Here is a 12,848-nt window from a genome sequence, read left to right on the forward strand (position 1 = left end):
GGAACGAACATGCGATTTCTGACTGCCGCACTCTCGCTGGTGGCTGCCTTCAGCTGCCTGGCGCAAGCCGCCGAGCCGATCAACCTCGGCCTCAACTATCCCCGCACCGGCTCCTATAAGGAAGAAGGCCTCGCGCAGATGCGCGGCGCGCTGCTGGCCATCGACGAGATCAACGCCCAGGGTGGCGTGCTCGGCCGGCCGCTGCACCTGTTGAGCAAGGACGATGCCTCGCGCCCGGAAAAGGCCCTGCGCAATATCGACGCCATGGCTGCCGATGGCGCGGCGATGTTCTTCGGCGGCGCTTCCAGCGCGGTGGCCATCGCCGCCGGCGAACGGGCGGCACAGAAGAAGCTGCTGTACTTCGGCACCCTCACCTACTCCAACGACACCACCGGCAAGGATGGCCAGCGCTACATGTTCCGCGAGTGCAACAGCGCCTGGATGAGTGCCCGCGCCCTGGGCAGCTACCTGGGCCGCACGTTGCCTGGCAAGCGCTACTTCTACGTCACTGCCAACTACACCTGGGGCCTGACTACAGAAAGCTCGCTGCGCCACTACACCGGCACCGAGGACGCCGCCCGGCACCCGTCGATCAAGGTGCCCTTCCCCGGCGCGCGCCTCTCCGATTACCGCGATGCGTTGACCCAGGCGGCGGCGAGCAAGGCCGATGTGCTGGTGCTGGCACTGTTCGGTGAGGACCTGGTGCACGCCATGCGCATCGCCGACGAACTGGGGCTGACGCGCAACCACCAGATCATCGCGCCCAATCTCACCCAGAGCATGGTCGAGCTGGCCGGGCCCGGCCTGATGCAGGGCGTGATCGGCACCGAACCCTGGACCTGGCAGGTGCCCGAGCGCGAAGGCTCCGCGCGCGGCCAGGCCTTCGTGGATGATTTCACCCAGCGCTACGGCGTCTACCCGGCCAGCTCCGCCGCCTCTGCCTACAGCATCGTCTACCAGTGGGCCGACGCCGCCAAACGCAGCGGCAGCCTGGACAGCGACGCGCTGGTCAAGGCGCTGGAAGGCCATCGCTACAGCCTGCTCAAGGGCGAACAGCAATGGCGCGGGTTCGACCACCAGAACATCCAGCGCGTCTACGTGGTGAAGGTGAAACCGCGCGATGAAGTCCTGCGCGACCCGCTTCACCAGGATTACTTTGAGATCGTCGAACACATGGACGGCCCCGAGGCGGCCCCGACCCTAGCCGAATGGCAGGCCGAGCGCAGTGCCGCGGGCAAGCCGCTGACCCTGCAGTAACTCAGCCGGTATGCAGCGCCCGGTAGTGACTGGGCGCCATGCCTACCACGCTCTTGAACAGCCGCGAGAAGTAGTACGGATCGGCGTAGCCCAGCTGCTCGGCGACCTGGCGCACTTCGAGATTGCCCTGGTCGAGCAGGCGGCAGGCGTGGGTCATCTTCAGGCGGATGAAATCCTGGATCGGCGCCTGGCCGGTCAGCGCGCGATAGGTCTTGGCGAAGTGGAAGCGCGACAGGCGGAACTGCGCGGCCAGTTCGTCGAGGTTCAGCGCATCGTGCAAATGCTCGCGCATCATCGCCTGCACCGCCTCCACGTCCAGCACGCGACCGGATTTCAGCCGCGCGCGCGCCGGGCGCAGGGCCAGCGAAGTCAGCAGGCTCTGCAGCAGGTGGGCGGCATGGATGAAGTGCGGCAGGCTCAGGCCCTGGCGGCGCAGCGCCAACAGCGCGTCGAATTCCCCGAGGATGCGCGGCTGCACACCCACGCGCAGGCGCGGCGATTTGCCCAGCGGACGCAGGAAATCCTCCGCCAGCCGGCCTTCCAGGTGCACCCAGAAGATCGACCAGGGCCGCTGCGGATCGGCTCCATAGGCATGGGCACGGCCCTTGGGCAGCACCAGCAGGTCACCACCGGTGACCTCGAATCGTCCATCCCCGGTTTCCAACCAACCATGCCCGGCGCTGCAGTAGATCAGCAGGTGGTCGTCCGGGCTTTCCCGCTCCATACGGTGCCCCACCGCTGCCGGGTAGTAGCCCAAGGCCAGTGGATAGCAGGCCTGACCTAGCGGATGGCGGTCCAGCGCTCGGCGCAGGCGTGGCGGGGTGATGAAACGCACGCCCTGCTGTGGCAGCGGCCAGGTGGAAATGAGCGGGCGGGACACGGCTGGCCTCCGGAATCGGCAATACCAAGATCGTCCATCTATTGCCCAAGATCGTCAATCCACAGCCGCGGGTGCAACCGCTATAACCGGAAGTCTCATAGCGAAAAGAACGCGTGCCGCCATGCACGCCGCTGTAGCCGACAAGAATAAACAGAGGTAGCTGCATGCATTTCGATCTGTCCGAAGAACAACGCCTGCTGGTGGACAGCGCCCGCGCCTTCGCCAGCCGCGAACTGGCGCCCCACGCCGCCGACTGGGACCGCCAGCACCACTTCCCGGTGGAGGTCATCCGTCGCGCCGCCGAACAGGGCTACCTGGGCCTGAACATCGCCGAAGAGGACGGCGGCCTGGGCCTCTCGCGCCTGTCCGCCTCGCTGATCTTCGAGCAACTGGCCGCCGGCTGCGTCGCCACCACCGCATACATGACCATCCACAACATGGCCAGCTGGATGCTCGCCAGCTTCGGCGACGCCGCGCTCAAGGAGCAGTGGCTGCCGGGGCTGATCGGCGGCGAGTTGCTGGCCTCCTACTGCCTCACCGAACCGGATGCCGGCTCCGACGCCGCGCGCCTGCGCACCCGCGCCAGGCGGGATGGCGACGACTACGTGCTCGATGGCGCCAAGACCTTCATCTCCGGCGCCGGCAGCACCGACGTGCTGATCGTCATGGCGCGCACCGGCGAGGAAGGCGCGAAGGGCATTTCCTGCTTCCTGGTGCCGGCCAACGCCGAGGGCATCCGCTACGGCCGCAACGAGGACAAGATGGGCTGGAAGGCGCAGCCGACCCGCACCATCACCTTCGAAGGCGTGCGCATTCCCGCCGGCAACCGCATCGGGCCGGAAGGCCAGGGCTTCGTCTATGCCATGAAGGGCCTGGATGGCGGCCGCCTGAACATCGCCAGCTGTTCCCTCGGCGCGGCCCTGGCGGCGCTGGAGCAATCGCTGCGCTACGTCGAGGAACGCAAGCAGTTCGGCAAGGCGCTGGCAGAGTTCCAGGCGTTGCAGTTCAAGCTCGCCGATATGCTCACCGACCTCACCGCCAGCCGGCAGATGGTGCGTCTGGCCGCGCACAAACTGGACCACAAGGACGGCGAGGCGACGCTGTACTGCGCCATGGCCAAGCGCTTCGCCACCGACCGCTGCTTCGCCCTGTGCAACGAAGCACTGCAGCTGCACGGCGGCTACGGCTACCTGAACGACTACCCGCTGGAACGCTGGGTGCGCGACAGCCGGGTGCACCAGATCCTCGAAGGCACCAACGAGATCATGCGGGTAATCGTCGCCCGCCGGCTGTTGGAACAGGGTGGGATGCTGGACAGATTGCTGTGATCACTGACCAACTCAGGAGTGGGCGGACAGAACCCTCTCCCCCGCCCTCTCCCTGAAGGGAGAGGGAGCCGTCCGGCGTTTCGAGGTTGTTTCCGACTCAGCCGGTGAGTACCGGGTTCTCCAAGCGCTCAGGACAGTCCCCTCTCCCTTCGGAGCGGGGCGCGTAGCCAGGGTTAGGGAGAGGGAAGCCCGGCAAGAAATGGAAAAACCGCCCGCCGATGCGGGTGCAATCGAACAGAACGGACATGGACTCATCACGGTCCACCTGCCTAGAGTCCATGCCCATGACCGCCAAGGAGATGCCCATGAGCAACGCCCTCGAGCCCTACAAGCCCGGAGTCTTCGACCTGACCCACAAGCTGACGGTGGAAAAGCACGGCCATACCGCGCTGATCACCATCAACCATCCGCCGGCCAATACCTGGGACCGCGACTCGCTGATCGGCCTGCGCCAGGTGATCGAGCACCTGAACCGCGACGACGACATCTACGCCCTGGTGGTGACTGGGCAGGGGCCGAAATTCTTCTCCGCCGGCGCCGACCTGAACATGTTCGCCGACGGCGACAAGGCCCGCGCCCGCGAGATGGCCCGCCGCTTCGGCGAAGCCTTCGAGGCGCTGCGCGACTTCCGTGGCGTCTCCATCGCGGCGATCAACGGCTACGCCATGGGCGGCGGCCTGGAGTGCGCCCTGGCCTGCGACATCCGCATCGCCGAGCGCCAGGCACAGATGGCCCTGCCCGAAGCTGCCGTGGGCCTGCTGCCCTGCGCCGGCGGCACCCAGGCGCTGCCGTGGCTGGTGGGCGAAGGCTGGGCCAAGCGCATGATCCTCTGCGGCGAGCGCGTGGATGCCGAGACCGCACTGCGCATCGGCCTAATCGAGCAGATCGTCGATACCGGCGAAGCCCGCGGCACCGCCCTGCTGCTGGCGGCCAAGGTCGCGCGGCAGAGCCCGGTGGCGGTGCGCACCATCAAGCCGCTGATCCAGGGCGCCCGCGTACGCGGCCCGACCACCTGGCTGCCGGAGGAGCGCGAGCGCTTCGTCGACCTGTTCGACGCCGATGACACCCGCGAAGGCGTGAATGCCTTCCTGGAGAAACGCGATCCGCACTGGCGCAACCAATAAGGCCCCGACCATGAATGTGATGTTCGAAGAACGCCCCGGCCTGCACGGCTTCCGCATTGGCGTGGTGACGCTGGACGCGGAGAAGAGCCTGAACGCCCTGAGCCTGCCGATGATCGAGGCGATGAACCATCAGCTGCGCGTGTGGAAGGACGACCCGCAGATCGCCTGCGTGGTGTTGCGCGGCAACGGCGGCAAGGCCTTCTGCGCCGGCGGCGACGTTCGCAAGCTGGTGGACGCCTGCCGCGAGCAGCCCGGCGAAGTTCCCGCCCTCGCCCGCCGCTTCTTCGCCGATGAATACCGCCTGGACTACCTCATCCACACCTACGGCAAACCGCTGATCTGCTGGGCCCACGGCTACGTGATGGGCGGCGGCATGGGCCTGATGCAGGGCGCCGGCGTGCGCATCGTCACGCCCAGCAGCCGCCTGGCCATGCCGGAAGTGAATATCGGCCTGTACCCGGATGTCGGCGCGAGCTGGTTCCTCGCCCGCCTGCCCGGCCGCCTCGGCCTGTTCCTCGGCCTGACCGCCACGCAGATGAACGCCCGCGACGCACTGGACCTGGACCTCGCCGACCGCTTCCTGCTCGACACCCAGCAGGAAGACCTGATCGAAGGCCTGGTGCAACTGAACTGGCGCGAACAGGCCGACGTGCAACTGCACAGCCTGCTCCAGGCACTGGAAAACGAAGCCCGCGGTGAATTGCCGGATGCCCAGTTGCTGCCGCGCCGCGAACGCCTGGATGCGGTGCTGGACAGCGCCAACATCGCCGAGGCCTGGCACGCCCTCACCGCACTGGCCGATGACGAGGACACGCTGATCGCGCGGGGAGCGAAGACCCTCGCCTCGGGCTGCCCGCTGACCGCCCATCTGGTCTGGGAGCAGATCCGCCGCGCGCGCCATCTGTCGACTGCCGAGGTGTTCCGCATGGAGTACGCGATGAGCCTGAACTGCTGTCGCCACCCGGAGTTCCCGGAAGGCGTGCGGGCCCGGCTGATCGACAAGGACAACACCCCGCACTGGCACTGGCCGGATATCGCTGCCATACCTGATGCTGTGGTGAATGCGCACTTCGACGCGACCTGGGAGGGCGAGCATCCGCTGGCGGATCTGTAACCGCCACGGTCGTCCCCTGTAGGAGCGAGCTTGTGACCCACAGGGATGTGGAAATGCCGAAATCCGTCGGGAACGGATTCGGCCTCGCGAACCAGCCCCGCTGCGGGGGCTCGTTCGCGAGCAAGCTCGCTCCTACAAAGAGCAAAAGCGCTGGAGTGCCTGTCGTTGAACAGGAGGAAACCAGCATGCAAACCATCGCCTTCATCGGCCTCGGCCACATGGGCGCCCCCATGGCCGCCAACCTGATCAAGGCCGGCTACCTGCTGCGCGTGTTCGACCTGGTGCAGAGCGCCATCGACGGCCTGGTCGTCCAGGGTGCCAGCGCCGCTCGCAGCGCCCATGACGCGGTAGACGACGCCGACGTGGTGGCCACCATGCTGCCGGCCAGCGGGCACGTCGAGGGGCTCTACCTCGGCAACGAGGGCCTGCTGGCGCACATCGCCCCCGGCACCCTGGTACTGGAGTGCTCCACCATCGCCCCCGCCTCGGCGCGCAAGGTCCACCAGGCTGCGGCCGAGCGCGGTATTCCCATGCTCGATGCACCGGTCTCCGGCGGCACCGGCGGCGCCATCGCCGGCACCCTGACCTTCATGGTCGGTGGTGACGCCGAAGTACTCGAACGCGCCCGCCCGGTGTTCTCCGCCATGGGCCGGAACATCTTCCACGCCGGCGGCGACGGCGCCGGGCAGGTCGCCAAGGTGTGCAACAACCAGTTGCTCGCCGTGCTGATGATCGGCACCGCCGAATCCCTCGCCCTCGGCGCCGCCAATGGGCTGGACCCTGCCGTGTTGTCGGAAATCATGCGCCGCAGCTCCGGCGGCAACTGGGCGTTGGAGGTGTACAACCCCTGGCCCGGCGTCATGGAGAATGCCCCCGCCTCACGCGGCTACACCGGTGGCTTCATGACGTCGCTGATGACCAAGGACCTGGGCCTGGCGCTGGAAACGGCGCAGGTCAGCGGCAACAGCACGCCCATGGGCAGCCTGGCACTGGCGCTGTATCGCCTGCTGATGAAACAGGGCCATGGCGAGCAGGACTTCTCGGTGGTGCAGAAACTCTTCGATAACTGACCTTATTGTGAAGCCGCGCTTACGAGTGCATGGCGTGAGGGTGGCTTTATCCACGAGCGCGCCGGGTCGAAGATGAATCACCTGCCGCCAGCGCGCGGCGATTTCTCCCACAAAGGTGATTCCATGAACATTGCCCTGATCGGCGCGACCGGCCACGTTGGCCACTACTTCCTCGAAGAAGCCCTGCGCCGCGGCCATAGCGTGACCGCGCTGGTGCGCGACCCGGCGAAGCTGCCGGCGCGCGACAACCTCAAGGTGGTCCAGGCCGACGTCTACGACCCGGCCCAGGTCGCCCGCGCCGTGGCCGGGCAGGACGTCGTGGTCAGCGCATTCAATGCCGGCTGGGGCAACCCGGATATCCGTGGCGCCCACGCCAAGGGCAGCCGCGCCATTCTTGACGGCGTGAAGGCGTCCGGCGTGAAGCGCCTGCTGGTGCTCGGCGGCGCCGGCAGCCTGGAGATCGCCCCCGGCCAGCGCCTGGTGGACAGCCCGGAATTCCCCGAGCAATGGAAACAGGGTGCACTGGGCGCCGCCGACGCGCTGGACCAGTTGCGCGCCGAGAAGGAACTCGACTGGGCTTTCCTCAGCCCGGCGATGCTGCTCGACGGCGAAACCCGCACCGGCAGCTTCCGCATCGGCGGCGACCAGGTGCTGTTCGATGGCAACGGCGAGAGCCGCATTTCCCTGCCGGACCTGGCGGTGGCGATGATCGACGAGGCCGAGCAGGCCAATCATCATCAGCAGCGGTTTACCGCGGCTTATTGAGCATCGCTGCCAGTAACGCCGGCTCAGGGCCTTCTGGGTAGGAGCGGACTCCGTCCGCGATCGGTCCGCATCGCGACGGAATCCATCGCGGACAGAGTCCGCTCCTACGCAACGGGCAACACCGGAGCTGGTCCGGCCCAGCAGGAAGCCCGCTTCACCATTGCCGCAGCAATCGATCAGCGCTCGCGCAGCGCTTCCGCCTTGGCCCGCAGGATGGGCTTGAGCAGGTAGCTGAGGATGCTCTTCTTGCCCGTCATGATGTCCACGGTGGCGATCATGCCGGGGATGATCAGCAGCGGTTTGTCGTCGCTGCCCAGGTGGCTTTTGCGGGTGCGCAGCTTGATCAGGTAGAAGCTGTTGCCGTCATCGTCGGTGACGGTGTCGGCGCCGATCTGCTCCAGGTCCGCCTGCAGGCCGCCGTAGATGGTGTAGTCGTAGGCGGTGAACTTGACCATGGCGTGCTGGCCGGGGCGCAGGAAGGCGATGTCCTGCGGACGGATGCGCGCTTCCACCAGCAGGGTGTCGTCCAGCGGGACGATCTCGATCAGGTCGCTGCCCGGCTGGATCACACCGCCGATGGTGTTCACCAGCAGCTGCTTGACGATGCCGCGCACTGGCGAGGTGACCAGGGTGCGGCTGACGCGGTCTTCCAGCGCCTTGCCGGTGGCCGTGGCCTTGCTCAGTTCGGTGCGGGCTTCGTTGAGTTCCTTCAGCGCATCGCTGCGGAAGCGCGAGCGGGTCTCGGCGACCTTGCGCTCCACTTCCTTCACCGCTGCCTCGGCCCGTGGGATCGCCAGGGTGGTGGCATCGAGCTGGCCACGGTTTTCCACTTCACCGCGCTTGAGACGCAGCAGCTCTACCTGGGACATCGCGCCCTGGGCCACCAGCGGCTCGGACATGGAAATCTCCTGGCGCAGCAGGTTCAGGCTGTTGCGGTACTGCGCCTGCTTGGAGACGAACTCGCGCAGTTCCTGCTGCTTCTGCACCAGTTGTTGCTGCAGGCCGTCGGTTTCATCCTTGAGCTGCTGCTGGCGGCTGTGGAACAGCGCCTCTTCACTGCTGGCCTGGCCGGGCACCTTGGCGCGCACATCGTCGGGAATGTTCAGCGCTCGCTCTTCCACCTCGGCAGACAGGCGCTCAACGCGCAGGAACATCGCCAGGCGGTCGGCCTCGGTCTCGCCGACGTTGGACTGGAAGCGCGTCGGGTCCAGGCGCATCAGCTGCTCGCCGGCCTGCACCACCTGCCCTTCGTGGACGAATATCTGCGAGACGATGCCGCCTTCCAGGTTCTGGATCTTCTGCACCTTGGACGAAGGAATCGCCTTGCCCTCGCCGCGGGTGACTTCGTCGATCTGCGCGAAGTGTGCCCAGAGCAGCAGGAAGGCGACGAAGCCGATCAGGATCCAGATGGTCAAGCGCACCACGCGCGGCGCGTCCTCGATCAGCGCCTTGCTGACTTCCGGAAGCGGCTGGCCGGAGAGGTTGTCGCCGCCCTTGAAATAGCCACGGACAGAGTGGCGGATACTGCCCAGAGGATTAAGCGACACTGATCTGCCCCTTCTTCAGTGCATCCATGACCACGTCCTTCGGACCGTCGGCGATGATGCGGCCCTTGTCGATGATCACCAGGCGGTCCACCAGGCTGAGCATGGAGGCGCGGTGGGTGACCAGCAGCAGTGTCTTCTCGCCCATGATCGATTGCAGGCGCTGTTTCAGGCGCTCCTCGCCGGCGTTGTCCATGGCGCTGGTGGGTTCGTCCAGCAGCAGGATCGGCGGGTCGAGCAGCAGCGCGCGGGCCAGGGCGACGTTCTGCCGCTGGCCGCCGGAGAGGTTGTGGCCACGCTCGCCGACCTGCAGCTCGTAGCCCTGCGGATGCAGGCGGACAAACTCGTTCACGCCGGTCAGCTCGGCCACTTCCAGCACGCGTTCGTCATCGATGTAGCGCGCGCCGCTGACCAGGTTGTCGCGCAGGGTGCCGCTGAACAGGCTGATGTCCTGCGGCACGTAGCCGATGTTGTGGCGCAGCTCGCTGATGTCCAGTTGGCGCACGTCGGCGCCGTCCACCAGCAGGTTGCCGTTTTCGGGCTGGTGCAGGCCGACGATCAGCTTGGCCAGGGAGCTCTTGCCCGAGCCGCTGCGGCCGATGATGCCGACCTTCTCGCCGGCGCGAATCTGCAGGTTGATGCCGTGCAGCGCCGCGACCTGCTGGTTCGGATAAGCGAAGTCCAGGCCGCGCATCTCGATGCCGCCACGCAGCTGCGAGCGGGTCAGCGGACGTTCGTCGGCATTGCGCTCCTGCGGCAGCTCCATCATCTGGTTGGTGGTGGCCATGGACAGGCGCGCCTGCTGGTAGCGCTGGATCAGCCCGGAGAGCTGGGTCAGCGGGCCGAGGGCGCGGCCGTTGAGCATGTAGCAGGCGATCAGGCCGCCCATGGAGAGGTCGCCGGCGATGATCAGGTAGACGCCGCCGATGATCATGACGACCCCGGCCAGCGCCTGGATCAGCACGGTGATGTTCATCGCCAGGGTCGACAGCAGCTTGACCCGCAGTTCCAGGCGGCTGAGGGTGCCGATGGTCTGCTCCCACAGGTACTGGCGCTCGCTCTCGGCGTTGTTGACCTTCACCGCGTCGAGGCTGGCGAGTGTCTCGATCAGGCTCGACTGGCGTTCGGCGGCCAGCGCCATGGTGCGGTTCATGGTCTCCACCAGTGGCTTCTGCAGCAGCCAGCCCAGGCCCGCGGCCAGCGGGAAGGCAACCAGCGGGACGAACACCAGCGGCCCGCCGATGATGCCGATCACCAGCAGGATCAGCAGGGTGAAGGGCATGTCGATCAAGGTGGTCAGCGTGAGCGAGTTGAGGAAGTCGCGCAGCGTCTGGAATTCGTGGATGTTCTGGGCGAACGAGCCGACCCGCGCCGGGCGGTACTTCATGCTCATGCCGACGATGCGCTCGAACAGCGTCGCCGAGATGATCAGGTCGGTCTTCTTGCCGGCCAGGTCCAGGCACAGGCCGCGCATGGTCTTGAGCAGCAGGTCGAACAGGTAGGCGCCGCTGATGCCGATGGCCAGCACCCAGAGGGTGGCGGCGGCCTGGTTGGGCACCACGCGGTCGTAGACGTTCATGACGAACAGTGGAGCGGCCAGGGCGATCAGGTTGATCAGCAGGCTCGCAGCGACGGCGTCGACGTAGAGCCAACGCGAACGCTTCAGGGTGTCGCGGAACCAGCTCTTGGCGCGCGGGATCAGCTCGCCGTGCTGCAGGTCGAACTTGTGCTGCGGCTGGGCGAAGAACGCCTGGCCGGCGTAGTCCTCGCTCAGCAGTTCGCGGGTGACGCGCACTTCACCGCCGTCGCTTTCCGACAGCAGCAGGCGCGCATCTCCATTGCTTTCCCAACCCAGCAGCACCGCGCAGCGCCCTTCGCGCAGCAGCAGCATCGCCGGCATGGCCAGCGCGGGAATCTGCTCCAGCTTGCGCTGCAGCAGGCGCCCCTGCAGGCCGGCGCGAGCTGCCGCACGGGGCAGCAGCTCGGCGGACAGGCGCTGCCCGGGCAGCGGCAGGCCGCTGGTGAGCATGGCTCGGCTGGCCGGCTTCTGGTGCAGCTGACAGAGCGTCAGCAGGCTGTCCAGCAGCGGGTCGTCGAGCAGACCGCGCGGATCGTGGCTTAGGGGTACTGCGCTGACTTCTTGATCCACGCGGATGCTCTCTCGGGCAGGTTAGTTGAGGCCGGGCAGCTGGACTCGCGGCTTGATGTCTTCGGAAGCCACCGCAGCCATCGGTGCTACCACGCCCTGGCTCTTGAGCAGTTCGCCCAGGGTCGCCTTGATGCGGTACTGGGTGAACAGCTCGGTGTACTTCAGGTCGACCAGACGGCGCGAAGCGTTGAACAGTTCGTTCTCGCTGTCCAGCAGATCGAGCAGGGTGCGCTCGCCGATGGTGAACTGCTTCTGGTACGCCTCGCGCACGCGGGTGCTGTAGTCCACGTACTGGCGGGCGATCGGCAGCTGGTCGCGGGCGTTGCCAAGGGCGTTCCAGGACAATCCAAGTTCCTCGTTCAACTGACGCAGGGCGTTGTTGCGGATATCCAGGGCCTGGTTCGCCTCGTACGACTTGGCTTCCAGCTCGGCCTTGTTGCTGCCACCGGCGAACAGGTTGTAGCGCATGCGCAGCATGGCCTGCCATTCGTTGTTGTGGCCTTCTTCTCCGTCGAGGTTGTTATCGGCACCGCGGGAAAGTTCTGCATCGAATCTCGGATAGAAGGTCGATTTCGCCGCGTCGTACTGCTTCTCGGCGGCGGCCACGTCGGATTCCGCGGAGCGCAGGATCGGGCTGTTCTCCACCAGCTGGCGACGGGCGGCCTGCAGATCTTCCGGCAGTTGGCCGGCAAGACCGGTCGGGTCGCTCAGGTCCACCGGGTCGCTGCCCACCACGCTGTAGTAGTTGGTGCGGGCGTCGGCCAGGTTGGTCTTCTCGGTCATCAGGTTGTTCTGTGCCTGGGCCAGGCGCGCCTCGGCCTGGTCCTGGTCGGCGAGGCGGCCAACGCCGCGGGCGCTGCGCAGGCTGATCTGGTCGTAGACGCGCTGGTGGTTCTTCAGGTTTTCCTCGGCCAGACGAACCATTTCCTGACGGCGCAGCACATCGGTGTAGACCTGGGCGACGTCCAGCGCGGTGCGCTCGGAAGTTCCCAGCAATGCGTAGGCGCGGGAGTTCACGTTGGCCTGCTGGCGGCCGACTTCGCTGGAGGTGGCGAAGCCATCGAACACCATCTGGCGCAGGGCAAGGTTGGATTCGCCCCGGTTCAGGGTTTCCCAGTGGTCGCCTTGGCCACGGGTGGTGGTGTTGTCGGAGCCTTCACGACCGTAACCGGCGGTCAGGTCGACGGACGGCAGGTAGCCACCCTTCGCCGCACGCAGCTGCTTGTCCGCGGCGAGGCGGGAGTTCACCCCGGCCTGGATTTCCGGGTGGTACTCCAGGGCCTTCTGCATGGCCTGATTGAGCGAGTCGGCGTGGGCGGGCAGGACAAATGAAAGGGCGAAGGGCACTACAGCAGCGAATCGCATACGCATGAGGAAAACATCCTTATCAATGGGATAGCCGCAGCGATTCGATTGCCGCAAATAGCGTCAAAAGACCGGCGAATGCGCTGCAAGGAAGCATCGAAAAGCGTGATGTATTTCACGCTAAATTTTTTTACGCGAGCATCCGATATCAAAGTGACATCGATTTGCCAATTGTTTAGGATGGCAATCGAATGGTCAATACATTGGCATATACGTAATTTCCATCCGCTATAAGCCATGTTTTTGACGCCA

At 66.2% G+C, this 12,848-nt stretch carries 10 protein-coding genes; 6 read left to right on the forward strand and 4 right to left on the reverse strand.

Annotation, left to right across the window (positions count from 1 at the left end):
- Window positions 1-9 precede the first annotated feature (9 nt).
- Window positions 10-1,257: an ABC transporter substrate-binding protein gene (locus tag G4G71_RS26180; RefSeq protein ID WP_169941389.1), complete on the forward strand. Its 1,248-nt coding sequence runs from the start codon at window positions 10-12 to the stop codon at window positions 1,255-1,257.
- A gap of 1 nt (window position 1,258) precedes the next feature.
- On the opposite strand, the gene G4G71_RS26185 is transcribed toward G4G71_RS26180, so the two are convergent.
- Entirely contained in the window at window positions 1,259-2,137 is an 879-nt protein-coding gene (locus tag G4G71_RS26185; protein WP_169941391.1) for an AraC family transcriptional regulator, read from the reverse strand.
- A gap of 164 nt (window positions 2,138-2,301) precedes the next feature.
- Between G4G71_RS26185 and G4G71_RS26190 the strand changes: the two genes are divergently transcribed.
- The 5 genes from G4G71_RS26190 to G4G71_RS26210 all read left to right on the forward strand — a co-directional run bounded on the left by G4G71_RS26190 (window position 2,302) and on the right by G4G71_RS26210 (window position 7,538).
- Window positions 2,302-3,465: an acyl-CoA dehydrogenase family protein gene (locus G4G71_RS26190; protein WP_169941393.1), complete on the forward strand. Its 1,164-nt coding sequence runs from the start codon at window positions 2,302-2,304 to the stop codon at window positions 3,463-3,465.
- Window positions 3,466-3,770: 305 nt separating this feature from the next.
- Window positions 3,771-4,589 (forward strand): enoyl-CoA hydratase, encoded by an 819-nt coding sequence (locus G4G71_RS26195; RefSeq protein WP_169941395.1) that lies wholly within the window; start codon window positions 3,771-3,773, stop codon window positions 4,587-4,589.
- Between the two features lie 10 nt (window positions 4,590-4,599).
- Window positions 4,600-5,703, forward strand: a complete 1,104-nt coding sequence (locus G4G71_RS26200; protein WP_169941397.1) for an enoyl-CoA hydratase/isomerase family protein — start codon at window positions 4,600-4,602, stop codon at window positions 5,701-5,703.
- Window positions 5,704-5,888: 185 nt separating this feature from the next.
- A complete protein-coding gene (mmsB, locus tag G4G71_RS26205) occupies window positions 5,889-6,773 on the forward strand; it encodes a 3-hydroxyisobutyrate dehydrogenase (protein WP_169941399.1) in 885 nt (294 codons plus the stop codon).
- 123 nt (window positions 6,774-6,896) lie between these two features.
- On the forward strand, window positions 6,897-7,538 hold the full coding sequence (locus tag G4G71_RS26210) for an NAD(P)-dependent oxidoreductase (RefSeq protein ID WP_169941401.1): 642 nt from the start codon (window positions 6,897-6,899) through the stop codon (window positions 7,536-7,538).
- Between the two features lie 176 nt (window positions 7,539-7,714).
- Here G4G71_RS26210 and G4G71_RS26215 read toward each other — a convergent pair whose 3' ends face one another.
- Genes G4G71_RS26215 through G4G71_RS26225 form a run of 3 tightly spaced genes read right to left on the reverse strand, consistent with a single transcriptional unit; the run spans window position 7,715 to window position 12,602 of the window.
- The gene (locus tag G4G71_RS26215) at window positions 7,715-9,085 is read right to left on the reverse strand and encodes an HlyD family type I secretion periplasmic adaptor subunit (protein ID WP_045209749.1); all 1,371 of its coding nucleotides are present in this window, start codon (window positions 9,083-9,085) and stop codon (window positions 7,715-7,717) included.
- Window positions 9,075-11,231, reverse strand: a complete 2,157-nt coding sequence (locus G4G71_RS26220) for a type I secretion system permease/ATPase (protein ID WP_169941403.1) — start codon at window positions 11,229-11,231, stop codon at window positions 9,075-9,077. The genes G4G71_RS26215 and G4G71_RS26220 overlap by 11 nt, the downstream gene beginning before the upstream one ends.
- A gap of 21 nt (window positions 11,232-11,252) precedes the next feature.
- Complete coding sequence (locus tag G4G71_RS26225) at window positions 11,253-12,602, reverse strand: TolC family outer membrane protein (protein ID WP_169941405.1); 1,350 nt, start codon at window positions 12,600-12,602, stop codon at window positions 11,253-11,255.
- Window positions 12,603-12,848 lie beyond the last annotated feature (246 nt).

It is taken from the genome of Pseudomonas multiresinivorans, assembly GCF_012971725.1.
Lineage (GTDB): Bacteria > Pseudomonadota > Gammaproteobacteria > Pseudomonadales > Pseudomonadaceae > Pseudomonas > Pseudomonas multiresinivorans.

Coding starts and splice junctions, on each gene's coding strand:
- mmsB (WP_169941399.1), top strand. CDS start 5,889: ATGCAAACCATCGCCTTCATCGGCCTCGGCCACATGGGCGCCCCCATG.
- G4G71_RS26200 (WP_169941397.1), top strand. CDS start 4,600: ATGAATGTGATGTTCGAAGAACGCCCCGGCCTGCACGGCTTCCGCATT.
- G4G71_RS26210 (WP_169941401.1), top strand. CDS start 6,897: ATGAACATTGCCCTGATCGGCGCGACCGGCCACGTTGGCCACTACTTC.
- G4G71_RS26225 (WP_169941405.1), bottom strand. CDS start 12,602: ATGCGTATGCGATTCGCTGCTGTAGTGCCCTTCGCCCTTTCATTTGTC.
- G4G71_RS26190 (WP_169941393.1), top strand. CDS start 2,302: ATGCATTTCGATCTGTCCGAAGAACAACGCCTGCTGGTGGACAGCGCC.
- G4G71_RS26195 (WP_169941395.1), top strand. CDS start 3,771: ATGAGCAACGCCCTCGAGCCCTACAAGCCCGGAGTCTTCGACCTGACC.
- G4G71_RS26180 (WP_169941389.1), top strand. CDS start 10: ATGCGATTTCTGACTGCCGCACTCTCGCTGGTGGCTGCCTTCAGCTGC.